Source organism: Streptomyces sp. NBC_00989 (assembly GCF_045162655.1).
Taxonomy (GTDB): Bacteria; Actinomycetota; Actinomycetes; order Streptomycetales; family Streptomycetaceae; genus Streptomyces.
The window spans coordinates 6465349-6490341 of record NZ_CP108728.1 but is presented as its reverse complement, the minus strand read 5'-3'; the positions used below and the strand labels follow the sequence as shown (position 1 = coordinate 6490341).

22 protein-coding genes are annotated in these 24993 nt (G+C 70.6%); 8 read left to right on the top strand and 14 right to left on the bottom strand.

What is annotated here, in order from left to right:
- Positions 1–52: 52 nt before the first annotated feature.
- From OG714_RS28885 to OG714_RS28870, 4 genes are all read right to left on the bottom strand, one after another.
- Positions 53–523 carry an ATP-binding protein gene (locus OG714_RS28885; RefSeq protein ID WP_406131992.1) on the bottom strand — a complete coding sequence of 157 codons (471 nt, stop codon included), beginning with the start codon at positions 521–523 and terminating at the stop codon, positions 53–55.
- A 509-nt stretch (positions 524–1032) separates the two neighbouring features.
- Complete coding sequence (locus tag OG714_RS28880; protein WP_406125285.1) at positions 1033–1926, bottom strand: acyl-CoA dehydrogenase family protein; 894 nt, start codon at positions 1924–1926, stop codon at positions 1033–1035.
- 1 nt (position 1927) lies between these two features.
- Positions 1928–3061: an acyl-CoA dehydrogenase family protein gene (locus tag OG714_RS28875; protein WP_406125283.1), complete on the bottom strand. Its 1134-nt coding sequence runs from the start codon at positions 3059–3061 to the stop codon at positions 1928–1930.
- Positions 3061–4257 (bottom strand): amidohydrolase family protein, encoded by a 1197-nt coding sequence (locus OG714_RS28870; RefSeq protein ID WP_327403266.1) that lies wholly within the window; start codon positions 4255–4257, stop codon positions 3061–3063. The genes OG714_RS28875 and OG714_RS28870 overlap by 1 nt, the downstream gene beginning before the upstream one ends.
- An 86-nt stretch (positions 4258–4343) precedes the next feature.
- On the opposite strand from OG714_RS28870, the gene OG714_RS28865 reads away from it, so the two are divergent.
- Positions 4344–5861: a class I adenylate-forming enzyme family protein gene (locus OG714_RS28865; protein ID WP_406125280.1), complete on the top strand. Its 1518-nt coding sequence runs from the start codon at positions 4344–4346 to the stop codon at positions 5859–5861.
- On the opposite strand, the gene OG714_RS28860 is transcribed toward OG714_RS28865, so the two are convergent.
- Together OG714_RS28860 and OG714_RS28855 are read right to left on the bottom strand one after the other, a co-directional pair.
- Complete coding sequence (locus tag OG714_RS28860; protein WP_365305779.1) at positions 5840–6352, bottom strand: EF-hand domain-containing protein; 513 nt, start codon at positions 6350–6352, stop codon at positions 5840–5842. The two genes, OG714_RS28865 and OG714_RS28860, sit on opposite strands and share 22 nt — an antisense overlap.
- Before the next feature lie 142 nt (positions 6353–6494).
- The gene (locus OG714_RS28855; protein ID WP_406125278.1) at positions 6495–6884 is read right to left on the bottom strand and encodes an STAS domain-containing protein; all 390 of its coding nucleotides are present in this window, start codon (positions 6882–6884) and stop codon (positions 6495–6497) included.
- A 321-nt stretch (positions 6885–7205) separates the two neighbouring features.
- On the opposite strand from OG714_RS28855, the gene OG714_RS28850 reads away from it, so the two are divergent.
- Together OG714_RS28850 and OG714_RS28845 are read left to right on the top strand one after the other, a co-directional pair.
- Positions 7206–7778, top strand: coding sequence for a sigma-70 family RNA polymerase sigma factor (locus OG714_RS28850; protein ID WP_406125277.1), 573 nt, complete (start codon positions 7206–7208; stop codon positions 7776–7778).
- A 200-nt stretch (positions 7779–7978) separates the two neighbouring features.
- Positions 7979–9250, top strand: coding sequence for a zf-HC2 domain-containing protein (locus OG714_RS28845; RefSeq protein WP_406131991.1), 1272 nt, complete (start codon positions 7979–7981; stop codon positions 9248–9250).
- Between the two features lie 365 nt (positions 9251–9615).
- Here the strand turns inward: OG714_RS28845 and purU are convergent, their stop codons facing one another.
- Together purU and OG714_RS28835 are read right to left on the bottom strand one after the other, a co-directional pair.
- Complete coding sequence (gene purU / locus OG714_RS28840; protein WP_406125275.1) at positions 9616–10497, bottom strand: formyltetrahydrofolate deformylase; 882 nt, start codon at positions 10495–10497, stop codon at positions 9616–9618.
- 98 nt (positions 10498–10595) lie between these two features.
- Positions 10596–11096 (bottom strand): hypothetical protein, encoded by a 501-nt coding sequence (locus OG714_RS28835; RefSeq protein WP_406125273.1) that lies wholly within the window; start codon positions 11094–11096, stop codon positions 10596–10598.
- A 117-nt stretch (positions 11097–11213) separates the two neighbouring features.
- On the opposite strand from OG714_RS28835, the gene OG714_RS28830 reads away from it, so the two are divergent.
- A complete protein-coding gene (locus tag OG714_RS28830; protein ID WP_406125271.1) occupies positions 11214–12524 on the top strand; it encodes an ABC transporter substrate-binding protein in 1311 nt (436 codons plus the stop codon).
- A 21-nt stretch (positions 12525–12545) separates the two neighbouring features.
- On the opposite strand, the gene OG714_RS28825 is transcribed toward OG714_RS28830, so the two are convergent.
- The gene (locus OG714_RS28825; RefSeq protein ID WP_406125270.1) at positions 12546–14342 is read right to left on the bottom strand and encodes a hypothetical protein; all 1797 of its coding nucleotides are present in this window, start codon (positions 14340–14342) and stop codon (positions 12546–12548) included.
- A gap of 212 nt (positions 14343–14554) precedes the next feature.
- Positions 14555–15940 carry a transcriptional regulator gene (locus tag OG714_RS28820; protein ID WP_366498890.1) on the bottom strand — a complete coding sequence of 462 codons (1386 nt, stop codon included), beginning with the start codon at positions 15938–15940 and terminating at the stop codon, positions 14555–14557.
- Between the two features lie 256 nt (positions 15941–16196).
- On the opposite strand from OG714_RS28820, the gene OG714_RS28815 reads away from it, so the two are divergent.
- The 3 genes from OG714_RS28815 (at position 16197) to OG714_RS28805 (ending at position 19321) form a co-directional block, all read left to right on the top strand.
- Positions 16197–16859, top strand: coding sequence for a bifunctional DNA primase/polymerase (locus tag OG714_RS28815; RefSeq protein ID WP_406125268.1), 663 nt, complete (start codon positions 16197–16199; stop codon positions 16857–16859).
- 84 nt (positions 16860–16943) lie between these two features.
- Entirely contained in the window at positions 16944–17717 is a 774-nt protein-coding gene (locus OG714_RS28810) for an ABC transporter ATP-binding protein (RefSeq protein WP_406125266.1), read from the top strand.
- The gene (locus OG714_RS28805) at positions 17714–19321 is read left to right on the top strand and encodes a transporter (protein ID WP_406125264.1); all 1608 of its coding nucleotides are present in this window, start codon (positions 17714–17716) and stop codon (positions 19319–19321) included. The genes OG714_RS28810 and OG714_RS28805 overlap by 4 nt, the downstream gene beginning before the upstream one ends.
- Before the next feature lie 158 nt (positions 19322–19479).
- On the opposite strand, the gene OG714_RS28800 is transcribed toward OG714_RS28805, so the two are convergent.
- Positions 19480–20337: an alpha/beta fold hydrolase gene (locus OG714_RS28800; RefSeq protein ID WP_406125262.1), complete on the bottom strand. Its 858-nt coding sequence runs from the start codon at positions 20335–20337 to the stop codon at positions 19480–19482.
- Between the two features lie 630 nt (positions 20338–20967).
- A complete protein-coding gene (locus OG714_RS28795; RefSeq protein ID WP_019057324.1) occupies positions 20968–21660 on the bottom strand; it encodes a metal-dependent transcriptional regulator in 693 nt (230 codons plus the stop codon).
- Positions 21661–21910: 250 nt separating this feature from the next.
- Here OG714_RS28795 and OG714_RS28790 point away from each other — a divergent pair, with 250 nt between their 5' ends.
- Positions 21911–22666 (top strand): SIS domain-containing protein, encoded by a 756-nt coding sequence (locus OG714_RS28790; RefSeq protein ID WP_406125260.1) that lies wholly within the window; start codon positions 21911–21913, stop codon positions 22664–22666.
- A 73-nt stretch (positions 22667–22739) separates the two neighbouring features.
- Here OG714_RS28790 and OG714_RS28785 read toward each other — a convergent pair whose 3' ends face one another.
- Together OG714_RS28785 and OG714_RS28780 are read right to left on the bottom strand one after the other, a co-directional pair.
- Entirely contained in the window at positions 22740–24155 is a 1416-nt protein-coding gene (locus OG714_RS28785) for a PAS domain-containing protein (RefSeq protein WP_406125258.1), read from the bottom strand.
- 153 nt (positions 24156–24308) lie between these two features.
- The gene (locus OG714_RS28780; RefSeq protein ID WP_406125257.1) at positions 24309–24788 is read right to left on the bottom strand and encodes a GNAT family N-acetyltransferase; all 480 of its coding nucleotides are present in this window, start codon (positions 24786–24788) and stop codon (positions 24309–24311) included.
- Between the last annotated feature and the right edge of the window lie 205 nt (positions 24789–24993).

Sequence of the window (24993 nt, the reverse complement as noted above, 5' to 3'; positions counted from 1 at the left end):
CACGGGACACCACGCCGGACATCCACTCCGGGCACCCGGGACACCTCGGCGGCTACACCGCCTCGTACGCGAAGCCCTCGAACTCGAAGCCCTCGTACGCCGTGACGCCGCCCCCGAACGCGGCCTCCCGGGGTTCGCTGTTCCGGTCGATCTCGCACCAGATGCGCTTGCCGGTTCCCTCGGCGCTCCAGCCCCAGCGGTCGGCGAGGCCGTCCACCAGGGCCAGGCCGCGGCCGCCGGTCTCGTCGCCGTCCGCGCAGCGCGGCACGGGGGCCTTGCAGCTGGTGTCGGCGACCTCCAGCCGTACGGTGGCCGACTCGGTCGCCACACCCGGCAGGGAGAGCCGCAGCACGGCCGGACACCCCGTGTGCACCACGGCGTTGGTGACCAGCTCGGAGACGAGCAGGATCAGCGTCTCCGCGAGTGGTTCGTCGGCCTCTATCCCGGACCCGGCGAGCCGTGAGCGCGCCCACCGCCGGGCTCGCCCCACCTCAGCGGGGTCGGGCCGGATCTCCAGCTGCACTTGAAGCACCTGCACCGCTCACACCATCCGAACCGGCGGACACTTGGCCTCGCGCCTCACGAGGGCCACGATCGTAGCCATTTCCTGCATGACCAGAACAACGGCCAGAACAAGGGTCACGGAACGTGAATCCCTTGCGAGACAGCATGGTTGACGTTCAGTCACCCCAACAAGCGCTTCGGGCATATTCCAGCGCGAAGGAGTACGTGTGCGGGATACTGTGCGACGCTCACTGCGGGAAGTCGAACAGGCAGGGGTGAAAGCCCGTTCTGCCGTGCGAGCGGCGGCGCGCACCGCCCGTTCCGGGGCCGCCTCACAGGCAACTCCGGCATGGCTCGTACCTTGAACCACTCGCATCCCACACAAGGTACCGGAGCCCACAGACGACTCCAGGCCGTGACAAGTCACGCGTAGGACACAACCCGATATCAACGCTCCGTGATTCCGCCGTGCCACGATCCGCGACACCGTTGTCGGGCCCGTTCCCGTCGCCGCAGGCAGGCGCCCCGCTAGGCCGCGCGGGCCAGCAGATCAGCCGCGAGCAACTCCTCACTCTCCGTGCCCCCACCACCACGCCGAGCACGCACCCACGCCCGTTTCAGGTGCAGATGGACCTCGGACTCCCAGGTGAAGCCCATCCCGCCATGCACCTGCAAACAGTCCCGGGCCCCCCGCACCGCCGCCTCGTCGGCCAACAACCGCGCCGCCGCGATCTCCACCGCGTCCCCGGTCACGGCCGCGGCGTACACGGCGGCCCGCGCCACCTCCACCCGCACCAACGACTGCGCGCACAGATGCTTGACGGCCTGGAACGCCCCGATCGGCTGCCCGAACTGCTCCCGCGTCCGGGCGTGTTGCACCGCCAGCCCACACACACGCCCGGCGGTACCGAGCTGCTCGGCGGCGGTGAGAAGAACAGCGACAGGGTCGACCCGCGCCGGAGCCGGCACCCGATGCACCGGCGTCAACGGATCCACCGACCGCAGCGCTACGGCCCCCTCGGCCCCCGGCAACACGACATCGGCCTCGTCCAGCCACTCCACGAGACTCCCGTCGGCAGCGGCGACAACCGTCTCCCCGGTGGCCGCCCCGGGCACCACCCCGGCCGCGAGATGCGTAGCCACCAAGGGCCCCGGCACCAACGCCCACCCAAGCTCCTCAAACACCAACACGGCCTCGGGCAACCCGAGTCCAGCTCCGCCATCCGCTTCGGGCAACCGCAGGGAGAACACCCCAAGCTCTCCAAGGGCCCGCCAAAAGCCCCGGTCCAGCTGAGGAGCGCCCCGTAGGGGCGCGGGGAACTGCGCGCCCAGCCCCCACACACCCGCACCCGACGAACGACCGACCACATCCCGCACAACAGCCCGCAACGCCTTTTGATCATCGGTGAGTTGAAACCGCATGTCAGCGCCCCTTCGGCAACCCCAAAATCCGCTCAGCCACGATGTTCTGCTGAATCTGAGACGTACCCGCAGCGATCGTGTAGGACAGCGACGACAACCGGTCCAGCACCCAAGGCCGCTCCAGATCAAGGGAGTTCGCCCCAAGAACATCCGCCGCCGCGTCGTACAACTCCTGCCGCGCATGCGAATACCGCAGTTTGAAGACCGAGCCGCCCACACCCGGGACGCCGCCGGAGGCTTCCGCCTCACTCACATTCCACTGAGTAAGCCGCCACAACGCCCGGAACTCGGCGTTCAACCGCCCCAGTTGACGCCTGAGCACAGGGTCGTCCCACCGTCCGTTCCGCCGAGCCTCCACCGCCAGCTCACCCAACACCCGCCGACAGGCGACGACTTCACCCACAAAGGCCGTACCGCGCTCGAACGACAGCGTCACCATCGTCACGCGCCACCCGTCGTTCTCGTCCCCGACCCGGTTGCCGACCGGCACCCGCACCTCGTCGAGGAACACCTCGGCGAACTCGGCGGACCCGGCGAGCGTCCGCAGCGGCCGTACGGTGATGCCCGCCGCGTCCATGGGCATGGCGAGCCAGCTGATCCCCCGATGCTTGGGCGCCGACGGGTCAGTCCGGACCAACAGTTCGCACCAGTCGGCGACTTCGGCATGCGAGGTCCAGATCTTGGAACCGGTCACCACGTAGTCGTCGCCGTCGCGCCACGCACGCGTGCGCAACGCCGCGAGGTCGGAACCGGCGTCGGGTTCGCTGAAGCCCTGGCACCACACCTCGTCGCCGCGCAGCACGGGCGGCAGCCAGCGCTCCCGCTGCTCGGGCGTTCCCTCGGCGGCGATCGTCGGCCCGGCGTGCAACAGCCCCACGAAATTGGCCCCTACGTAGGGCGCGCCCGCCTTCTCCGTCTCCTCCAGGAAGATCAGCCGGGTCGTCGGGGACGCGCCCCAGTGCACGTCGGCGTACCCGGCGTCGTACAACATCCGCTGCCAGCCGAGGTCGTAGGCGCGGCGGGCGGGCCAGTCGTCCGGGGACGGCTTCGAGGGCAAGGTGGGCAGCACCTTCGTCAGCCAGTCCCGCAGCCGCGCCCGGAACTCGTCCTCCTCGGCCGTGTAGGAGAGGTCCATTACTTGTCGAGGTCCAGGCCCAGCATGCGGATCGCGTTGCCCCGCATCAGCTTGTAGACCGTCTCGTCGTCGAGGCCCTTCACATGGTCGAGGGCGACCTCCTTGGTGTGCGGGAAGGTCGAGTCGACGTGCGGGTAGTCGGTCTCGAAGGTCGCGTTGTCCCGGCCCACCACGTCCAGCGAGGCGACCCCGTGCTTGTCGCGGAAGAAGCAGCAGAACATCTGGCGGTAGTAGTACGTGGACGGCGGCTCGGGGATCAGGTCGCGCACACCGCCCCACGCGCGGTGCTCCTCCCACACGTCGTCGGCGCGTTCCAGGGCATACGGGATCCAGCCCATCTGCCCTTCGGAGTAGGCGAGTTTGAGGGTCGGGAACTTCACCAGGACCCCGCTGAAGAGGAAGTCCATCATCGAGGCCATCGCGTTGTTGAAGGAGAGCGAGGCCTGTACGGCGGGGGGCGCGTCCGGGGAGGCGGCGGGCATCTGGGAGCTGCTGCCGATGTGCATGTTGACGACCGTGCCCGTCTCCTGGCAGACCGCGAAGAACGGGTCCCAGTAGCCGGAGTGGATGGACGGCAGCCCGAGGTAGGTGGGGATCTCGGAGAAGGTCATCGCGCGTACGCCGCGTGCCGCGTTGCGGCGGATCTCCGCCACGGCCAACTCGACGTCCCACAAGGGGATCAGACACAGCGGGATGAGCCGGCCGCCGCTGTCGCCGCACCACTCCTCGACCATCCAGTCGTTGTAGGCGCGGACGCAGGCGAGCGCGACCTCCTTGTCGTGCGCCTCGGCGAAGGTCTGGCCGCAGAAGCGCGGGAAGGTCGGGAAGCAGAGCGAGCCCTCGACGTGGTTGAGGTCCATGTCCTTGAGCCGCTCGGCCGGGTCCCAGCAGCCGGGGCGCATCTGTTCGCGGGTGATGCCCTCCAGGGTCATCTCGTCGCGGTCGAAGCCGACGGCGGCGATGTTGCGCTTGTACGGGAACTTGAGGTCCTCGTAGATCCACCAGTCGGTGGGCGGGCCGTCCGGGTCCATCGTGATCTGGTACTTGCCCGCCACGTAGGCGAGTTCGCCGATTCCGGCGGTGAGCGGCTGGGGGCCGCGGTCCCGGTACTTCTTCGGCAGCCAGGTCTCGAAGAGGTGCGCGGGTTCGATCACGTGATCGTCGACGCTGATGATGCGGGGCAGTTCGGTGGTCATGGGTTCCCCTCCGCCGGGACGGTACTTATCTGATGACCCGTCAGATAGCATGTCACCTGACGAGTCGTCAGCCAAGGAGGGGGACCATGAACGAGACGCCGCACTCCCTGAGTTCCTCCCGCACCCTGTGGGAACTGGTCGTCCGCCGCGCCGACTTGACCCCCGACCGCCCGGTCCTCCTCCAGGACGACCGGGCCCTGAGCTTCGGCGAGTTGCGCGACCGGTCGGAGCGGGTCGCGGCCGGTCTGTACGGCATGGGTGTCCGCCCCGGCACGGTCGTCGCCTGGCAGTTGCCCACCCGCATCGAGACGGCCCTGCTCTCCTTCGCGCTGGCCCGCCTGGGCGCCGTACAGACACCGGTGATCCCCTTCTACCGCGACCGCGAAGTCGGCTTCGCGCTACGGGAGTCGAAGGCGGAGTACTTCGCGGTGCCGGGCACCTGGCGCGGCTTCGACTACGCGGAGATGGCGCGACGGCTCGGCGCGAAGGGGATCTTCGAGGCGTACGACGGCGCTCAACTCCCGGACGGTGACCCGGCGTCGCTGCCCGCGCCGCCCGCCGACGGCACCTCGGTCCGCTGGATCTACTGGACCTCCGGCACCACCTCCGACCCCAAGGGTGTGCTGCACACGGACCGTTCACTGATCGCGGGCGGCTCGTGCCTCGCGCACGCGCTCCGCCTCACGGCGGACGACGTGGGCTCGATGGCCTTCCCGTACGCGCACATAGCCGGACCCGACTACACGGTGATGCTGCTGCTCTACGGCTTCCCGGCGGTGATGTTCGAGCAGTTCGCGCTGCCGGACGCGCTGGAGGGGTACCGCAAGCACGGCGTGACGGTCGCCGGCGGCTCAACCGCCTTCTATTCCATGTTCCTTGCCGAGCAGCGCAAGCAGCCGGGCGAGAAGGTGATTCCCTCGCTCCGGCTGCTCGCGGGCGGCGGCGCCCCCAAGCCGCCGGAGGTCTACCACTCCGTCGTACGGGAGATGGGGGTCCAGCTCACCCACGGATACGGCATGACCGAGGTGCCGATGATCACGATGGGGGCGCCCGACGACACCGTGGAGAATCTGGCGACGACCGAGGGGCGGCCGCCGGACGGGATGGAGATACGGATCGCGGCGGGCGGGGAGGTTCGGCTGCGCGGGGAGGCCGTGTGTCAGGGGTACTTGGACCCGGCGCAGACGGCGGAGGCGTTCGACGCGGAGGGGTTTCTGCGGACCGGGGACCTCGGGGAGGTGACCGCGAGCGGGCATCTGATTCTCACCGGGCGGCTCAAGGACGTGATCATCCGCAAGGGGGAGAACATCTCGGCGAAGGAGATCGAGGACCTGCTGGCCGCGCATCCGGGCGTCGGGGACGTGGCCGTCGTGGGGCTGCCGGACGCGGAGCGTGGGGAGCGGGTCTGCGCGGTGGTCGAACAGCCGCCGGGGGCCGACGAGTTGACCCTTGCCGCCGTCACGGACTATCTGCGCGCGGAAGGGCTGTCCGTCCACAAGCTGCCGGAACAGCTGGAGATCGTGGACGCCCTTCCGCGCAACGACGCCTTGCGCAAGGTGCTCAAGTACAAGCTGCGGGAACGCTATTCGGGGACGGTGAAGTAGCGGGCGAAGGAGGAGATGATCTCCGCCTCGCCGACCTTGCCGTCGCTGTCCGTGTCGAGGGCGTCGGCCGCCATGGCGGCGATGTCGTCGGGCACGCCGAGGGCCTTGAGGACGCGCACGGTGTCCGCGATGGTGGCCGAGCCGTCGCCGTCCGGGTCCGCGACGTCGAGGGCCGCGTGCAGGAAGGGGCGGCCGATCTCGGCGAAGCGCTCCGGGTTGTCGCGCAGGCGCTTGACCGCGCCGTTCACGAACTCCTCGCGGCTGACGCGCTGATCGCCGTCCCGGTCGGCGATGCCGGCCATGCCCTGCCAGAACGCCTCCGCGCCGATGTACAGGGCCTGGCCCTTGTCGGAGCGGGCCGCCGTACCGAACTCCGCGAGCAGCGCCTTGGCCGCCGAGCTGAAGTCCTCCCGGTCGATGAAGCCGTTGCCGTCCTGGTCGAAGGTGGCGAACCGGGCGGCGATCCGTCGCTCGTACTCGGTGCTGACCATGTCTTTCGGGCCGCCTTACTCATGTGGGGTGCACTTGGCAGGGAGCGTACGACGCCGGGGCGGGTCCGGGAGCGGAAAACGACGCTTGTACCAAGACCGGGGAAATTCCGAAACAACGACGTCACGCCACGGACCCCCGGTGTCACGCCGAGAGGGGGTCCGCCTCGTCCTCGGGCTCCTCTTCTGTGGCCGTCATCACATCGGAATAGACGTCGAAGAGGCGGCGCACCCCGAGGGCGCCGAGCACCCGGTTGACGTGCGAGCCGTCGACCGCGCCCTGTGCCGGCAGCACCACGCGCAGGTGGCCCTGGCAGGAGCGGATCAGGCGGCGGGAGGCGATGAGCACGCCGACGCCGCTGGAGTCGCAGAACAGCACCTCGGAGAGGTCCAGGACCAGGCTGTGCTGCCCCTCGGCCACCACGTCGTGCACCCGCTGGCGCAGCACCGGCGAGGTCACCAGGTCCAGTTCGCCGGACACGAGGAGTACGGACCAGCCGCCGCGCTCGCCGTCGTTCACTTTGAAGGCCACCATCGAGCCTTTCGCTAGCCGGAACTCCCGGAGACCGTCCGGAAACGGAAGCCGTACCTACGCTTCCTTGCAGCGCGGCTGCCCAGCGGCCGTTCCCTGAAACACGGCCACAGAAACGGAAACCGGCCCGAAGAGGCTTGTTTTAGTCGCCTTCGATCCTGTTCGATCAGATGTGGGTGGGGTAGGCGCAGATCCGTTACCACCCGCGCCGCTTCGGGGGCGTGCAATTGCAGAATGGGGGGTGCGCTGTCAGACGTGCCCACTACATTCGAAGAGACGGTGAGCGCACGCTTGACTCGGGCACGGACACGGTGAGGGGGCCGCATGGCGACGAAGGACGCACCGCCCCGCTGGGACCGCAAGATGCAGCAGCGGCTCGCCCGCGGCGAGGCGGCGGCCCTCGGTGAGCTGTACGACCGCTTCGCCTCCCTCGTGCACTCCCTCGCCCACCGCGTGCTGGGCGACGAGCGCGCCGCCGACGGCATCACCCGCGAGGTCTTCGCCCACGTGTGGGAACACCCCGACGCCTACGACCCCCGGCAGGGCCCCCTGCGCTCCTGGGTGGCCGCGCTGACCCACCGCCTCGCCGTGCAGCGCCTGCGCGCCACCGAGACCGTCGCCCTCGCCCACAGCGGCGAGGGCTCCACGGAGGAGCTGGAGCGCAAGGTCCGCCGCGCCTCCGTCGCCGCCCGCGCCGACTACATCGTCACGTCCATGCCCGCCCCGCTGCGGGCCGCCCTGGAGCTGGCCTACTTCCAGCGCCGTGACTACCGCCAGACCGCCGTCGACCTCGGCGTCACCGAGGACGAGGCCCGCCGCCGCCTCCGCCTCGGCCTCCAGCTCCTGTCCACCGCCCACGACGCCGGCGCACCGCCGGGAGCGGGAGGTGGGGCGTGAGCGACGCGTGGCGGGAGGGCTTCGAGAGGTACGAGAGGTACGGCGAAGGGGCCGGGGAGCGTGAGGAGGTCGTGCCGGCGCAGGGTGGGTCCGGTGGTCCGGGTGGGCCTGGCAGGCCTGGCGACCCCGAGGAGGGCCGCCCTGTGAACGACGGCTCCGGGAACGGCGGTTCGGTGAACGACGACGGCGACGACGACGGCATGCAGGGTGGGCCGGGCGGTCCCGGTGACGGTTCCGTGGACAGTGGTTCCGTGAGCGGTGAGGGTGAGCCACCGCGGATTCCGATGCCGCGTGCCTCCGTGGAGGACACCGGCCGCCCGCTGCCCGAGCTGGACGCGGCCGAGTCGCGGGCCGTGCCGCTGGTGCTGGAGCACCGGGTGCTGAAGGCGCTGCTCGGCGCGTGGGCGCTGGCCGCGTGTTCGGCGGCGGAGACGGCGGCGGTGGAGGAGCACCTCGGCGAGTGCGGTGCCTGCGCGGACGAGGCGCTGCGGCTGCGCGGCGCGGTCGGGCTGCTGCACCCCGTCGAACCCCTGGACCTCGACCCCGGCCTGCGCACCCGCGTCCTGACCAGCTCCTTCGAACGCCGGCCGCCGCGTATCCCGGTGCCGGAGTGGGCGACGCCGTACGACGCCGAGACCGCCCGCCTGGACGCCCTGTTGCAGGACATAGGTGACGCCGAGTGGCACGCGCCCGTGCGGCTGCGCTGGTTCGAGGGCGACGGGCCGACGAGCCGTCGTACGACTGTCGCCGGGGTCATCGCGCATCTGCTGACCGTCGACGGCCTGGTCGCGGCGGCGCTGGGGCTCGACGACCCGCTGACCGGGGAGACCGCGAAGCCCATGACGCCGGCCTCGCGCACCGAGGCGTACTGGCAGTCGTCGCACTTCCCGCCGACCCGGTCCATCCGCTCGCCGTGGCGCGAGCAGAGCCACAACATCGTCCGCACGGTGTCGTTCACCGGCGGCAGCACCGGCAAACTGGCCGTCTCCTACGGCGACTTCGAGCTTCCGTTGCACGATGCGATGCTCGACCGGGCCTTCGAGTGCTGGGTGCACGCGGGGGACATCGCGGAGGCGGTGGACTATCCGTACGATCCGCCGTCCCCGCGCTACCTGAACCGGATGATCGACCTCGCCGCGCGCATGTTGCCGGTGGTGCTGGCCGAGCGGCGGCGGCATGGATTGGCTTCGCCGCTGAGCGGGCGGCATCTTGTCGCGGCCGGCGAGCCCGGTCGTAGCCTGCGGCTGGAGATCGAAGGGCATGGTGGCGGTGAGTGGTTGATCGCCCTCGACTCACCCGGGGCGGTGGGGTCGGCCGAGCGTGAGGTTGCCCATATCGCCCTGGACGGCGTCGAGTTCTGCCACCTGGCCGCGGGGCATGTGTCGCCGGAGGAGGCGGCCGCGGGTCAACTCGGTGACCGGGAGGCGATCCGGGATGTGCTGTTCGCCACGGCGTCGTTGAGCCGGATGTAGGGGTGGGTTGCGGAGTCGTCGGGGAGTGCGGGTGAGTGGGGGCTGGTCGCGCAGTTCCCCGCGCCCCTTAAACGAGCCGCCCGTTTCGAAGGGGCGCGGGGAACTGCGCGAGCAACCACGAACTACCCGCACCCGTCGACGAACCCGAACCCCCCTCAGGGGCGCGGGGAACTGCGCGCTCAGCCCCCACGCACCCTCAGTCGAACCCGAAACCCGCGCCCAGTTTTTTAGGGGCGCGAGGAACTGCGCGACCAGCCACGACGCACCCGCAGCCACCCGAAACCGCCCCCCTCAGGGGCGCGAGGAACTGCGCGACCAACCCCCACGCACCCGCAGCCGCCCCCGAACCAGCAACCCCCGCGCTCCTAGGCGAACACGACAGTCCGGCGCCCGTTCAAGAGGATTCGGCGCTCGGCGTGCCACTTGACGGCCCGCGCCAGCGCCTGGCACTCCACGTCCCGCCCGATCGCCACCAACTGGTCCGGCGTCACGTCATGCCCCACCCGCTCGACCTCCTGCTCGATGATCGGCCCCTCGTCGAGGTCGGCGGTCACATAGTGCGCCGTCGCACCGATCAGCTTCACGCCCCGCAGGTGAGCCTGGTGATACGGCTTCGCGCCCTTGAAGCTCGGCAGGAACGAGTGGTGGATGTTGATGATCCGCCCGCTGAGCGCCTTGCAGAGGTCGTCGGAGAGGACCTGCATGTACCGGGCCAGGACGACGAGTTCGACGTTCTCCTCGCGGACCACGTCGAGGATCCGCGCCTCGGCCTCGGCCTTGTTGTCCTTCGTCACCGGGATGTGGTGGAAGGGGATGTGGTACGACTCCACCAGCTCGGCGAAGTCCGTGTGGTTGGACACCACCGCCGCGATCTCCACCGGCAGCGCCCCGATCCGGGCCCGGAACAGCAGGTCGTTCAGACAGTGCCCGAACTTGCTGACCATGAGCACGACCCGCATCCGGTCCGCGGCCCGGTTGACCTGCCAGTCCATGTGGAAAGCGTCACCGATCGCCGCGAAGCTCGCCCGCAGCTTCTCCACCGTCACCGGCGACTCCGCCGAGAAGTGGACGCGCATGAAGAACAGTCCCGTGTCGTGGTCGCCGAACTGCTGGCTGTCCTCGATGTTGCAGCCGGTCATGAAGAGGTAGCTCGACACGGCGTGCACGATGCCCTGCTTGTCGGGGCACGACAGGGTGAGGACGTACTGGTCGGCGGCTGCCGCGGCGGCGGTGGACTGGGCGTTCATGCAGGACAGGGTCCCATATCCCCCTGAACGGAGGCACCGCCGTCCGCCACCCGGACCGGCCGTCCATCACCCGGACCGGCCGTCCCACCCCCGCCGGTCTACGCGGACCGCGTGATGATCTGCAGCACCTCAAGCGTCCGCGGCGGCGTATCCGGGTCGTCCCCGTCGCTCACCGCCATCCGGACGTGCGCGTCGCGCGCCGCCCGCACCGCCTCCGGCCACGCCTCGTGGTCGACGTACACGGAGACATGGGCGTCGGGGCCGACTTGGTGCATGATCCGCAGGACGCGCAGGACGGCGGTGTCCACGAGGGCCGCCTCCTGGGAGTCGCGGAAGATCGTGCCGACGTACTTCTCGGCGGACCAGTTGTCGAGCCAGGTGTCCTCGACGAGGCGGTAGACGGCGTCGGTGACGTCCCCGTACCCGTCGACACCGGCCAGCCAGACGTTCTGCTGGAACGCCGGATCGGAGAGCATGTGCAGCGCGGAACGCACGTTGCTGCGCCAGCGCCACCAGGGCATGTCGTTCAGTGGCATGCCGCCCATGGTGGAGGAGCGACGGGGGCGACGGGAAGAGTTCTCCGAACCTTGCACGGTCATCGATCGTACGTTCCTCGTCACACACACAGGAACGCCCCCCGTAATTCACCTCCGCGTCACCACTTGTTGACCACGAGTCACTCCCGGGTTAGTGGTGTGGCGGAAGCGTGTCTGTCCATGACAGGCAGGCGACGCAACCGCAGCACCTTCCTCCTCACCTTCACCCGGCCCGTCAGAGCGACCGTCTTGTCGGCGGCCGCTCTGGGGGCGTGCGCCTCGCTCGTGGCCGGCTGCGGGGTCATCCCCGGTACCGCGGCGGGCTCCGGGGACGGGTCGATCACCGTCATGACCTGGGCGCCGTGGGACACCGACGCGACCAACAAGCCCGGCATGCCCGCCATGGCGACGGCGTACGCGAAGTGGATCAACAAGCACGGCGGTATCAACGGCCGCAAACTCAAGGTCCTGACCTGCAACGACCACAACACCAGCGTGTCCGCCGCGAAGTGCGCCCGGCAGGCCGTGCAGGAGGACGTCGTCGCGGTCGTCGGCTCCTACAGCGAGTTCAGCGACTCGTACTTCGCCCCGCTGGAGGGCGCCGGCATCCCGTACATAGGCGGCTACGGCGTGACGACCGAGGAGTTCACCCGCGCCCTGTCCTACCCCGTCAACGGCGGCCAGCCCGCGCTCCTGGCGGGCCTCGGCAAGGAACTCGCCCCGACCTGCGGCCCGGTCACCCTCGTACGGCCCGACTCCATCGCCGGCGACGACCTGCCCCCGCTGCTGAACGCCGGGCTCGCCGCGGGCGGCCACGCGCCGGCGACCGACCAGCTCGCGGCCGACGACTCCACCGAGTACTCCAGCCAGTCGACGCGCGCCCTGGAGAGCGCGAGCGGCGACGCGGACAAGGAGGGCTGTGTGGTGCCCTCGCTCGGGGACCGTACCGACACCTTCATGGACTCCTTCCGGCGCGACCGCGAGGACTATCCCGCGGTGCACGCCGCGACCGTGCTCGGCAGCGTCGACCAGACCGAGATCAACTCGACGGGCGGGCAGTCCGGGCCGTACGAGGGGTCGTACATCACGGGCTGGTACCCGGTCGCGAGCGACGCGCGCTGGGATCCGATGAAGAAGGCCGTCAACGAGGTGGCCTTCGGCGACAACCGCATCGATCCCGCGGACGCGGGGGTGCAGACCACCTGGATCGCGTACACCGCGTTCAAGACCGTCGTGAACTCGCTCGGCAGCGGCGACATCACCGCCGACACCGTGCGGCGCGCCCTCGACGACGGTGTGAAGGTCAACACGGGCGGGCTCACGCCGACGCTCCAGTGGAGCCCCCGCGACGACAACCTCGCCTCGGTCGGCCTGGCCCGGCTGGTCAACGCGGACGTGACCCTTCAGGTCGTACGGAAGGGCGTTCTGGTGTCCGCGAAGAAGGGCTTCTTCGACATGACGAAGACCTTGGACGGCGCGGACCTCGACTGAGATCCGCGCCGTCGGGAGTGGTCAGAGCTGGGTCGGCTGGCGCTGGGTCAGGCCGTAGGTCTTCGCGATGGTGTTCCAGAGGGCGGAGGCCTTGACCTTCTGGTTGCTGGCGGTGCCGCTCGCCGCGTTGCCGGCCGCGGTCTGGCCGGTGGTGCGGGCCTGGCCCTTCTTGCAGCCGTGCTTGCCGGCGGCCTGGTCGGCCCAGGTCGCGTAGTGGTTGTCGGCCGCCGCCGACGCCTTCCACGCGTTGGTGAGGGCGGTGGTCAGGGCCGCGTTCTCCGGCAGCTTGTCCACCGTCAACTGCGAGAGCTTGGTGACCAGTTCGGCACGCTGCTTCGCGGCGTCCCGCAGATCGGAGGCCGAGTCGCCGAGCTTGTTGCAGGCCTTCACATTGCCTACGGCGTTGATCACCGAGGCACGGCTGCTGCCGCTGTCGGCGAGCAACTTGTCCAGGGCGACGGCCTGTTCCTTCGCGGCATCGGTGCCCGCCGACGAGGAACCGTCCGTCGCGGCCGAGGTGGCGGCGACCGTCTTGTTGGTGTCGTCGCTCTTGCCGCCGCCCCCGCTGAGCAGCGCCCCGGCACCGACCCCGAGGATCGCGATACCGACCCCGACCCCGGCGATCAGCGGCACCCGCGAACGGCGCCCGCCCCGGCCGCCGTCGTCGCCCTGCGCCCCGCGCCGGCCGCCGCCGTCCCCTGGCGGGGCGTACGAGGGCTGCGCGTAACCCTGCTGCGCGTACGGCGGCTGGGCCTGCCCGTAGCCCTGCTGGCCCGGCTGCTCGGCGCGCGGCGGCTGCTGGAAGCGGGGCATCTGCTGCGTGGACCCGGCGGGCTGCTCGCTCCCGGCGTCGCTGCGGAAGAGGTTGTCGAACTCGGCGGGCGGCTGCCGGTCGTCCGGCCCGCCCGCCCGCGCCCCGTACCCGGGAGCGGCGCCCTGCGCGGGCACCGGCGGGAGGAACTGCGTGGGCTGCGCGTCGGGGTGCGCGGCCTGCGGCATCGGGCCCGCGGGCATCTCGGGCGGCAGCGCGCCGGGCCCGACGGGCGGGATGTACTGGGTCGCGCCCTCGTCCATCGCGGCCAGTCCGGCGGCGGTGACCGGCGGCAGGAACTGGGTGGCGCCTTCGTCGCCGGGCATGTTGACCACGGGCGGGATGTACTGCGTCGCACCCTCGTCGGCGGGCGGCAGCGGGGCGCTCGGGAACACGGGGGCCGCGGCCGGCAGGGCCGCGGCGGACGACTGGTGGGCGCCGGACTGCTGGTCCGCGCCGTAGCCGTAGCCGTAGCCCTGGCCGGCGGCCTGGGGTGTCGCGGGCGCCTGGTCGGACGCGTAGCCCGCGCCGACGTACCCGGCGGAGTGCTCCGGGGCGTATCCCGACGGGTACTCCTGTGCGTACGACTGCTGCTGCACGCCGTAGGCCGCGTGCTGGGCGCTCTCCTGGGGCAGGGCACCCGGCTGGCCGGGGATGCCGTCCTGGGCGCCCCACGGGGACGGAGCGGGCTGCTCGGGGGCGGCGCCCCACTGCTGCGCCGGCTGCTGCGGCTGCTGTTGCGGTTCTCCCCAGCCCTGGCCCGGCGGCGGGGCCGGGGTCTGGTGCTGATGGTGGTGCTGTGGGTCCTGCTGCTGGTCCGGGCCCCACGACCCGCCCCACGACTGGCCGCCCGCCGGGGGCGCTATCGCGGGCTGCCCGCCCGACTGGTGGTCACCGCGTCCGCCCGTCATACCCGGCAGGAGGGGTGCGCCTCCGTCGGAGGGCAGCACGATGCCTTCGCGCGCGGGCCGCGCCGAGGGCTCCTCGCCCTGTCCACTCTGCGTCACCGGGACTCCTACGAATGGGGGACCTTCGGGATCGTCGGCTCACGCTACCGGGTACCCCGAGCCCGGTGCCACGCAGCACTGGACTGGACCTGTCCACTTGTGACCCCGGTAACAGTTCCGGGCCCTCATCCGCCCCAAGTGCCGCTGTACGCACTCCTTTCGTGAGTGGAGCCTCCGTTATCCGAAGAGGGGAGCCCTGGTTCACCCCTCGTTCACGCGGCGGCCTGCAACTCCATCCGCGCCCCGAACTCCCTTACCACCGGCTCGTCCCGGTACGGCTCCAGGCGCTGCTGGAAGTCGTCCAGATACTCGGCGCCCCGGTTGGACCGCAGCGAACCGAGCAACTCCACTGCTTTCAGGCCCGTGTTGCAGGCCTGCTCGATCTCGCGCTGCTGCACCTGCGCGCTCGCGAGGAGGACGTATCCGATGGCCCGGCGGCGCGCCCGCGACTCCGGGTGCCCGTCCAGGGACTCCTGCGCGGACCGGGCCGCCGCCTCGGCCTGGCCCAGGTCGCGGTGGCAGTGCGCCAACTCGTCGGCGAGATACGCCTCGTCGAAGTGCGCGATCCACGCCGGGTCGTCCCCGGTCGACGGATCCGCCGCGTCCAGCGCGCTCACCGCGCGCCCCGACGCGAGCTGCGCCGACCGCGCGTCCCCCATCAGGGCGTGCCCGCGCGCCTCCGCCGCGTAGAACATCGCCTCGGCCCGCGGGGTCACGCGCCCACGCGCCCCCTCCTGCGCCGCCCGCGCCAACTGGGCGATCTCACGCGGGTTTCCGAGCTGCGCGGCGAGGTGACTCATGGACGCGGCGAGCACGTACCCGCCGTATCCGCGGTCCCCCGCGGCCTGGGCGAGGCGCAGCGCCTGGATGTAGTACCGCTGCGCCAGGCCGGGTTGACCGGTGTCGACGGCCATGTAGCCGGCGAGTTCCGTCAACCGGGCGACGGCGGCGAAGAGTTCACGCCCCACGGCCTCGCGGTACGACCCCGCCAGCAGCCCGGAGACGACGCTGTTGAGGTAGTGCACGACGACCGGGCGCACATGCCCGCTGCCGTATTGATGGTCCAGCTCGCTCAGCGCCTGGGTCATCGCGCGCACGGCCGCCACGTCGGACTGGCCCACGCGCGGCCCCGCCGCGCGCGCGACCTGCGAGTCCGGCGAGGAGATCAGCCAGTCACGGCTCGGCTCGACCAGCGCGGACGCGGCGACCGACGAACCCGACAGGAAGTCCCGGCGCCCCACGTCACTGCGCCACAGCTCACACACCTGCTCGATGGCCCCGAGGACGGTCGGCGAGAACTGCAGGCCCACGCCCGACGCGAGGTTCTTGCCGTTGGCCATGCCGATCTCGTCGATCGTGACCGTACGGCCCAGCTTGCGGCCCAGCGCCTCGGCGATGATCGCCGGAGCCCGCCCGCGCGGCTGCTGTCCCCGCAGCCAACGGGCCACGGACGTCTTGTCGTAGCGCAGGTCGAGACCGTGCTCGGCGCCGCACATGTTGACCCGGCGGGCCAGCCCGGCGTTCGAGCACCCCGCCTCCTGGATGAGCGCCTGCAGCCGTTCGTTCGGCTGCCGCGCGACAAGTGGCCTTGCGGCCATGGCGTACCCCCTGGGAACAACCCCTGAAGCGAAAAGATCCGGCCGTGAAGATCAATGCCCAGCGAACATGGCGAAAATGCGAAGCATGCGAGGAATGCCGGGGTAAAAGCTGGTGCTCGCCCCACACCTGGCTACCCAACTCCCGCCGTCGTTCCTCCCGCGCGCCCCCGCACATGCCTCCATGCGCCCCAGTTGCGGAATCGATGCCCCTCCCCCGCGCGCGCTACGCCCGTAACTCCAGGTGGGTGCGGGAGTTGTGTTGGGCGTGGAAGAGACGATCGCGGGCACCGAAGCCGCTCAGATTCCGAAGCAGCGCGGGGAATCGCTGCTGGAGACAGCCGTACGCTACGCCGAGGAGCGCCACTGGGACGTCTTCCCCGGCACCTGGCTGGAAGCCGTCGACGGGGTGCAGCACTGCTCCTGCGGCGACCCCGCGTGCGCCGCACCCGGCGCACACCCGGCGCGTGAGGACTGGGCGACGCAGGCGACGGGCAGTGCGACGGTCGCGCGGCGGATGTGGCAGAAGCAGCCTGCCGCGTCGATTCTGCTGCCCACGGGGCGTACGTTCGACGCGATTTCCGTCCCGGAGACCGCGGGGTTCCTGGCGCTGGCCCGGATGGAGCGCATGGAGTTGACGCTCGGTCCTGTGACGTTGACTCCGTCCCGGCGGATGGAGTTCTTCGTGCTGCCGGGGGCTTCGGTGAAGGTGCCGGATCTCGTACGGAAGATCGGGTGGTCTCCGGCGTCGTTGGATCTCGTGGTGCTGGGTGAGGGTGGGTATGTGGCTGCGCCGCCCACTCGGTTCGGGTCTCGGGGGGCTGTGCAGTGGGCCTGCCGGCCTACCGCGGCCAACCGTTGGCTGCCGGACGCGGAGGAGTTGATCTCGCCGCTCGCCTATGCGTGCGGGAGGGACCGGTAGTTCGGCGGGTGCGGGTCCGGTGGGGGCTGGTCGCGCAGTTCCTCGCGCCCCTTAGGTAGGACCCCTGACCGTAGGCTGCACGGTATGACGTCTGCTGCCGTGAGTGTGCGTGGGCTCTGGAAGCGGTTTGGGCAGCAGGTTGCTGTTGCCGGGATTGATCTGGAGTTGCCCGCTGGGAAGTTCATCGGGCTGGTCGGGCCCAATGGAGCCGGGAAGACTACGACCCTCTCCATGGTGACCGGGTTGCTGCGCCCCGACCAGGGCAGCGTCTCGGTCGTCGGGCATGACGTGTGGGCGGATCCGGTGGCCGTCAAAGCGCGGATCGGGGTGTTGCCGGAAGGGCTGCGACTCTTCGAGCGGCTCTCGGGGCGTGAACTCCTCGGCTACAGCGGGCGGTTGCGGGGGCTGCCCGGTGGTGAGGTCGACAAGCGGGCCACGCAGCTTCTCGACGTGCTGGACCTGGCCGGTGCCCAGCACAAGCTCGTCGTCGACTACTCGACCGGTATGCGCAAGAAGATCGGGCTCGCCGCCGCTCTCCTCCACAACCCCGAAGTCCTGTTCCTGGACGAGCCGTTCGAGGGCGTCGACCCGGTCTCCGCGCAGACCATCCGGGGTGTCCTGGAGCGCTACACCGCCTCCGGCGCCACCGTCGTCTTCTCCTCCCACGTCATGGAGCTCGTCGAGTCGCTCTGCGACTGGGTGGCCGTGATGGCCGCCGGCCGCATCCGCGCCCAGGGCACGCTCGCCGAGGTCCGCGGCGAATCCCCCACCCTCCAGCAAGCGTTCCTCGAACTCGTCGGCGCGGGCGCCCGCGACCACAGTTCCGACCTCGACTGGCTGGGCGGCGGCACCCGATGAGCGAGAGCACCGCGGCGGCCTCGATCACTCCCGTAGTCGTACGCCTGAAGCTGTCCCTGCTCCGCAACGGTCTACGGCAGTCCGGTGGCCGACGGGCCGCGTACATCGCGTCGGCGGTCGTGGCGCTCCTCTTCGCGGCGCTCCAGTTGCTCGGGCTGATCACGTTGCGCGGGGACGGCCACGCGGTCTCCGTGGTCGTACTCCTGGTCGCGATCCTGGCGTTGGGCTGGTCGGTGATGCCGCTGTTCTTCCCGTCCGGCGACGAGACCCTCGATCCAACTCGCCTGGTGATGCTGCCACTTCGGCCCCAGCCGCTGGTACGGGCGCTGCTGGCGGCCTCGTTGGTCGGCATCGGGCCGCTGTTCACGCTGGTGCTGCTGCTGGGGTCGGTGATCGCGGTGGCGCACGGGCCCGCCGCGTACGTCACGGCCGTCCTCGCCCTCGCCCTCGGGCTGCTGATCTGCGTGGCCCTCGCGCGGGCGGTCGCCACGGCCAACATCCGCCTGCTGACCAGCCGCAAGGGCCGGGACCTGGCGGTGCTGAGCGGGCTGGTGATCGCGGTCGGGGCACAGTTGGTCAACTTCGGTGTGCAGCGCCTGGGTTCGTCCGGGCTGGCCCAACTCGACCCGGCGGCGGAGGTGTTGCGCTGGGTGCCACCGGCGTCGGCGGTCGGCGCGGTGGACTCGGTGAGCAAGGGTTCGTACGGCCTGGCGGTCACTCAACTCGCGCTGTCCGCAGCCGCTTTGGCGGCCCTGCTGACCCTCTGGTCACGCAGCCTGACCAAGCTGATGACCGCGCCGGACGGCTCGACGCTCCAGTCCGCGGAACCGGCGGCGAAGGACAAGGCATCCACCGGCGGCCTGGCCCGCCTCCTCCCGTCCGGCCGCACCGGCACGGTCATGGAACGCAGCCTGCGCTACATCTGGCGCGACCCCAAGACCAAGGCGGCGTGGGTGACTTCGCTGGCGATCGGTCTGATCGTGCCGGTGTTCAACGCCTTGCAGGGCACCGGCTCGGTGTACTTCGCGTGCTTCGCGGCCGGGATGCTCGGCATCCAGATGTACAACCAGTTCGGCCAGGACACGTCCGCGTTCTGGATGGTCGCGATGACGATCTCCTCGACACGGGACGCCTACGCCGAACTCCGGGCCCGCGCCCTGGCGTTGCTGGTGATCACCCTGCCGTACGCGGCCCTGGTGACCGTCCTGACGACAGCGCTGCTCGGCGACTGGTCCCGGCTCCCGGAGGTCCTCGGCCTCTCCTTCGCCCTCCTCGGCGCGATGCTCGCGACCGGCGCCTGGACCTCGGCCCGCTTCCCCTACTCCATCCCCCAGGGCACCCACAAGAACGTCGCCCCCGGCCAGGCCGGCCTCGCCTGGATCTCCATCTTCGGCGGCATGATCTCCGCCGCCCTCCTCTGCTCCCCCGTCATCGCCCTCACCATCTGGTCCAACGTCAGCGCGAACGGCGACCAGTGGAGCTGGGTCCTGCTGCCGGCGGGGGCGGGGTACGGGGCGGCGCTGACCTATGCGGGACTACGACTGGCGGCACCGGGGACGGCGAGGCGGCTGCCGGAGATCTTGGCGGCGGTGAGCAAGGGGTGACTTTTCAGAGCACGGGAGCGGCGCTTTTCAGGGGCGCGGCAGCGGCAACTTCCGTGGGCGCGGGACCTACGGCTTTTAGGGGCGCGGGGAACTGCGCGACCAGCCACAACGCACCCGCACTCGCAACACAACCGAACCCCCCACCCCACTAGGCGATCTCACACCAGCACCCCATCAAGAAACGGCTCGATAGCCGCCCGCCATGCCTCCGGCTGGTCGTAGTGCACAAGATGCCCGGCGTCGGCCACCTCCGCGTACTCCCCGCGCGGAAGCACCCGCACCATCTCCTGCGCCTCGGCCCGCCCCAGTTCCCCATCGAGCCCACGGACGACCAGCGCCGGACACTGCACCTGGGCCAGTTCCTCCCAGTGCGCGTCGTACACCCACGTCTCGCGGGACTTCAGCATCTGCTCGGGCTCGAACACCGGCCGCCACCCATCGGCGGACTCGTGCATGACCTCGGCGTAGAACTCGCCCCGCGAAGGGTTGGGCCGCTCGACCCAGGGGTCGTCCTCGCCGAACCACTTGCGGACGTCCGCGAGCGTGGCGAAGGGGACAGGCCACGACTTGAACCAGTCGGACCACTCCCGCTGCGAGGCCGCGCCCAGCGCGGACGCCCGCATGTCGCAGATGATCAACCCCCGCACCAGATCGGGCCGTTTCGCCGCGAGCTGCCACGCGGTGAGCGCGCCCATCGCGTGACCTATGAGGACGACCGGAGCGAGCCCCAGCTGCTCCAGCGCGGCCTCCGCGTCCTCGACGTAGGCCTCGCGGGTGAAGGCCGCCTGTGGCGGCTTGTCGCTCTGGCCGTGGCCGCGCTGGTCCAGTGCGACGGCGCGGTGCCGTTCGGAGAGCCAGCGGGCGGTGGACGCCCAGTGCGAGGCACGGCCCATCAGGCCGTGCAGTAAGAGAACTCCCGGTGCCCGCTCGATCTCCCCCGACTTGGGCGGGTCCGCGAACTCCCATGCGGCCAGGCGTACGCCGCCTACTCCGGTCACGTCGATGCGCCGCGCCATTGGTCCTGGCACCCCCCTAGCTCCGCACGGACCGCTCGCTCCCGCTTCGAGCCCACCGGTCCTGTGAACCACGCTCTGCCGCTCGTGCCGTTTCTTCTTGCTTCTGTCTCTTTTCCTGCTCGTCTCTTCCTACAGCTCACGCCCCGCGGGTTTCATCACCCACAGGTTATCGAATACAGATTCGAAAATGCTGTCTCCGGCCGCAACACCCCTCGTTCGAGTGACACGACTCAAGGAATGATCGCCGCTGCCGAGGGGAGATCTTCAGCGGGGAACGGACCGCTCGGGGAAACCGGTCCGAAGGGGATGACCTTGAGAGCTCGGGGCTCCGGGTCAGCACAGGGGAGGACAGGCCCCGGCGCCGCATGGCGCCGGGGCCCTCTCCACGTCTGCGGCACATCCTCCCGCCCCCTCACGGTCATATGCCTCACGCGACAGCCTGGCACGCGCAGCGCCCGAGCGCTGCGATTCAGCGCACAGAATCTCGGATTAGCCGAGATCGCCGACGGCCCGCCGGAACGCCACAACTGCCCCGTGCGCCCCACGAGTTGACGGCCCACCAGGATCCCGCAGGGTCCCGCCGAGGCCCCATCAGGACCCCACCAGGGCCCCACCAGGGAAAGGAGGGGCTCAGCGCTTGGCCACGAACACGTGCGAGGCGATCTCCGACTCCAGCTCGGCCGCCTCACCGCCGCTGCCCACCAGCACCCCGCCCGCCGACTCCGTCACGCTCACCACCGAGCCGGGCTGCACGCCCGCCCGGCGCAGCGTGTACATCAACTGCGCGTCCGTCTGGATGGGCTCGCCGATCCGCCGTACGACGACGGTCTTGCCGTCGACACCCGGGTCGAGGTCGGCCAGCGAGACCATGCCCTCGTCCAGGAACGGGTCGGCGCCGTCCTTCTCGCCCAGCTCCTCGAGACCGGGGATCGGATTGCCGTACGGCGACTCGGTGGGGTGACGCAGCAGTTCGAGGACGCGGCGCTCCACGGCCTCGCTCATCACGTGCTCCCAGCGGCAGGCCTCGGCGTGCACCTGCTCCCACTCCAGGCCGATCACGTCGACGAGCAGACACTCGGCGAGCCGGTGCTTGCGCATCACGCGCGTGGCGAGCCGACGGCCCTCGTCGGTCAGCTCCAGGTGGCGGTCGCTGGCCACGGCCACCAGGCCGTCGCGCTCCATGCGTGCCACCGTCTGGCTCACCGTCGGCCCGCTCTGGTCGAGCCGCTCGGCGATGCGGGCGCGCATGGGGACCACACCTTCCTCCTCCAGCTCGAGGATGGTGCGGAGATACATCTCCGTGGTGTCGATCAGTCCGGACATACGTGCCCCTCGATTACCTCTGCCCGAAGCTCGACGGCTCCGCGGCGCGTGCGCTGGCCCTGGACTCAATTCTGACGCATACCACTGACAACCGTGCCGCGCCGCCGAAACCAGCCGGTTACGACCGCCCTCGGCGCCTCTCCCAACCCGCTGTCCAACGTCCTGTCCAACGTGCTGTCGCCGTATTGACATCCCCTTGGTCCAGACCGCACGGTGATCCGCGACACAAACTCACCGAGGAGGCTTCCGCATGAGCGACCGTACGCCGGCCGGCCAGTTCTTCGACGCCGCGATCACCCTGCTCCAGCGGGTCCGCGACGAAGAGGCCGACTCCGTCCGGGCGGCCGGCACGCTCCTCGCGGACACCGTCGCCGACGGCGGGCGGCTCTTCGCCTTCGGCGCCGGGCACTCCTCCCTCGCGGCGCAGGACGTCGTCTACCGCGCGGGCGGCCTCGCCCTGATGAACCTGCTCACCGTCCCCGGAGTCGTCGGCGTCGACGTCATGCCGGCCACGCTGGGCTCCGCCCTGGAGCGCGTCGACGGCCTCGCGAGCGTCGTCCTGGAGACGTCACCGCTGCGCTCCGGCGACGCCCTGGTGATCATCTCGCTGTCCGGGCGCAACGCGCTCCCCGTGGAGATGGCCATGAAGGCCCGCTCCCTAGGCGTCCGGGTCATCGGCGTGACGTCGGTGGCGTACGCCTCGGAGACGACGTCACGGCATGCCTCCGGGACGTACCTGAAGGACCACTGCGACGTCGTCCTCGACTCGAAGATCGCGATCGGCGACGCGGAACTCACCCTCGACACCATCCCGGCCCCCTTCGCCCCCGCCTCCACGGTCGTCACCGCGGCCCTCCTCCAGGCGGTCATGGCGACGGCGGCCGCGACCCTGGCCGAGCGCGGCATCGAGCCTCCGCTGCTGCGCTCCGGGAACGTGGACGGCGGCCACGAGTGGAACGGCCGGGTGTTCGAGGAGTACCGCGACCGGATCTTCTACCAGTACTGAGCAAGCTCTTCTCCACGAGTACCGAGCGAGCTCTTCTACGGCTGCTGAGCCGGGCGACCGCCCAGCAGCCTGCTCACTTCTCGCCCGCCGCCTCCGCCAGGTCCAGCGCCGCCGCGATCCGTACGGCCACGTCCTCGGCGTAGATCGAGTCGGACCGCTCGAACTGGCTGCGCCCCGCGCCCCGTAGGAACGTCACGACACCCAGGGTCCGCCCCCGGCTGCGCAGCACCGCGCACAGGGCGTGCACGGCGTCCGTGGGCCACTGCCGGATCCGGGCCCACTCCCGGGCCTGTTCGGGCGGGGCGGAGCCGATACCGGCCCGTACGGAGCCGACGCGTTCGACGCACTGGAGGGCCGGATGCCCCTCTCCGTAGCGCACGGGCAGCCCGGCCGCGCCGGTGAGGAGGCTGGGGCCGGGTGCCCCCGTGGGCGTGGCGGCGACCCGGATGAGTCGTACGGCCGTGGCACGCACCCCGTCGTTGTCGTTCAACGATCCGCCCGCGACCCGGTCGATGAGGGCGTGGTCGGCGAAGCCGGCGAGGGCGAAGTCGAGGTGGACGGTCGCCGCGTCGCGCGGGTCCTCGCACTCGGCGGCGGCGCGGGCGGCACGGTGCAGCTGCTGGGCGCGGAAGCGCAGCAGCGAGGCCTCCTGTTCGAGCTGCTTGGCCTCGGTGACGTCCTGGAAGAGCCAGCCGACGCCGAGCGGCACCGGTTCCTCGGTGAGCGGCGAGGCCAGCCGCAGGAAGCCGCTGCGCCAGCAGCGCCGCAGGTTGCCCTCAGGCGTCCGCACGCTCACCCAGATCTCCGCGGGCGCCGGCGGCGCGCCTTCAGCGAGCACGTGCGTGAGCGCGGCCTCCAGCTCCTCGACCCCTTGGGCGAGCAGCTCCCCGAGGGGCCGCCCGAGCACGGAGGTGCGCCCGGTACCGAGCGCGCGAGCGGCATGCGAGTTGACGACGGCGGGCCGCAGGTCCGCATCCACAAGCACGACACCCCACGAGGCATCCTCAAAGAGGGCCTCACTCAGGGCAATTGACCGCTCAAGGTCGATCTGGGCATGCACTTCGCTGAAGGCGCAGTAGACCCCGGCGGGCTTCCCGTCGGGCCCGCGCACGGCGGCGGACTGAGTCCGCACCAGCACCCGCCCACCATCCTTCGTAAGAAGGGCGAACTCATTGACCTGCCGCCCAGGGGCCTGCATGGCGGACATGAGCCGCCCCTCGACCTCCTCGGCGTCCGCACTCCGTACGGCCCACCCGGCGAGTCCCTGCCGCCCCACGGCCTCGGCGGCGGTCCAGCCCAGGATGCGCTCCGCCTCGCGGTTCCAGTGCGTCAGCACCCCGTCCGCGTCGAAGGCACACAGCGCCGCGTCCATCCCGTCCAGCAACGCGGCCAACAGATCCGACCCACCGACACCTTCGGGCCCGCCGTCCCGCTCGGGCTCGTCGGGACCCAACTCGTCGGTGGTCCCACTACGCCGGGAAGCACTCACCTGGACCCCCTGCAGGCTGCGTCCGCGGACACGACGCGTCGGTTCACTCACTCCCCCTCATTCAACTCGAACGTGACGCAGCACACACCGAGTTCCCGCAAGATTGAGAGAATCGTTGTACGACGCCGGCTTGCCTCCCTCTCGGCGAACAGCTCACCGCGCTGCGAACGACGCCGACCGAAACCGGGACCGCAGCCGCAGAGTGATCCACAAGTCGGTCTCGCCGTCGAGCACATAGCGCTCGGTCTCGACGAACCCCCGAGCCTCGGCGAACCGCACCCCGTCCGTGTTGGCGGCCAGAACGACGGTCTCGATCGCGTCGGCGCCGAGCGCACGCGCGCGCGTGAGGCCGTTTTCGTAGAGGGCGACTCCGTAGCCGCGCCGCCGGAAATCAGGCAGCACGCGCGCGATGACGGTCGCCACCGCGTCCTCGCCCTGCGGGGGCCGCACGGTGGAGCACCCCACGAGCACGTCCCCCAGGTACGCGTTCTCCAGCCGGTTCCGCCCACTCCGCTCCCGCACCTCGTCGAGAGCCATCGCGGCGGGCGGCACGATCAGGTTGTGGACGTGCCGCCAGTCCTGGAGCGCGTTCTCCGCGTCCGGTTCCACCGGTTCTACACGCAGGTCGGTCATGAGGCGGAACCTAGGTGACCAGCGCATTCGCGTCCAGTGAGTTCATGGCTCGTTAAAAGCGGTTGATCCGTCGGCGAGGGGTTCTTAGTGTGGCGAGTACTTCGGAAAGGAGGTGGTTCGGCAGATGTATGGAAACCGGACGGAAGAGGTGACTGCGGGCTAGTGGCCCGCCGTCGTACTCGGTTCGGCGCCGGACCAGCGTGTG

Excerpts from the sequence above, each read along its gene's own strand:
- OG714_RS28880 (WP_406125285.1), bottom strand. The coding sequence starts at position 1,926 with ATGCGGTTTCAACTCACCGATGATCAAAAGGCGTTGCGGGCTGTTGTG.
- OG714_RS28875 (WP_406125283.1), bottom strand. The coding sequence starts at position 3,061 with ATGGACCTCTCCTACACGGCCGAGGAGGACGAGTTCCGGGCGCGGCTG.
- OG714_RS28870 (WP_327403266.1), bottom strand. The coding sequence starts at position 4,257 with ATGACCACCGAACTGCCCCGCATCATCAGCGTCGACGATCACGTGATC.
- OG714_RS28865 (WP_406125280.1), top strand. The coding sequence starts at position 4,344 with ATGAACGAGACGCCGCACTCCCTGAGTTCCTCCCGCACCCTGTGGGAA.
- OG714_RS28860 (WP_365305779.1), bottom strand. The coding sequence starts at position 6,352 with ATGGTCAGCACCGAGTACGAGCGACGGATCGCCGCCCGGTTCGCCACC.
- OG714_RS28855 (WP_406125278.1), bottom strand. The coding sequence starts at position 6,884 with ATGGTGGCCTTCAAAGTGAACGACGGCGAGCGCGGCGGCTGGTCCGTA.
- OG714_RS28850 (WP_406125277.1), top strand. The coding sequence starts at position 7,206 with ATGGCGACGAAGGACGCACCGCCCCGCTGGGACCGCAAGATGCAGCAG.
- OG714_RS28845 (WP_406131991.1), top strand. The coding sequence starts at position 7,979 with ATGCAGGGTGGGCCGGGCGGTCCCGGTGACGGTTCCGTGGACAGTGGT.
- purU (WP_406125275.1), bottom strand. The coding sequence starts at position 10,497 with ATGAACGCCCAGTCCACCGCCGCCGCGGCAGCCGCCGACCAGTACGTC.
- OG714_RS28835 (WP_406125273.1), bottom strand. The coding sequence starts at position 11,096 with ATGACCGTGCAAGGTTCGGAGAACTCTTCCCGTCGCCCCCGTCGCTCC.
- OG714_RS28830 (WP_406125271.1), top strand. The coding sequence starts at position 11,214 with ATGACAGGCAGGCGACGCAACCGCAGCACCTTCCTCCTCACCTTCACC.
- OG714_RS28820 (WP_366498890.1), bottom strand. The coding sequence starts at position 15,940 with ATGGCCGCAAGGCCACTTGTCGCGCGGCAGCCGAACGAACGGCTGCAG.
- OG714_RS28810 (WP_406125266.1), top strand. The coding sequence starts at position 16,944 with ATGACGTCTGCTGCCGTGAGTGTGCGTGGGCTCTGGAAGCGGTTTGGG.
- OG714_RS28805 (WP_406125264.1), top strand. The coding sequence starts at position 17,714 with ATGAGCGAGAGCACCGCGGCGGCCTCGATCACTCCCGTAGTCGTACGC.
- OG714_RS28800 (WP_406125262.1), bottom strand. The coding sequence starts at position 20,337 with ATGGCGCGGCGCATCGACGTGACCGGAGTAGGCGGCGTACGCCTGGCC.
- OG714_RS28795 (WP_019057324.1), bottom strand. The coding sequence starts at position 21,660 with ATGTCCGGACTGATCGACACCACGGAGATGTATCTCCGCACCATCCTC.
- OG714_RS28790 (WP_406125260.1), top strand. The coding sequence starts at position 21,911 with ATGAGCGACCGTACGCCGGCCGGCCAGTTCTTCGACGCCGCGATCACC.
- OG714_RS28780 (WP_406125257.1), bottom strand. The coding sequence starts at position 24,788 with ATGACCGACCTGCGTGTAGAACCGGTGGAACCGGACGCGGAGAACGCG.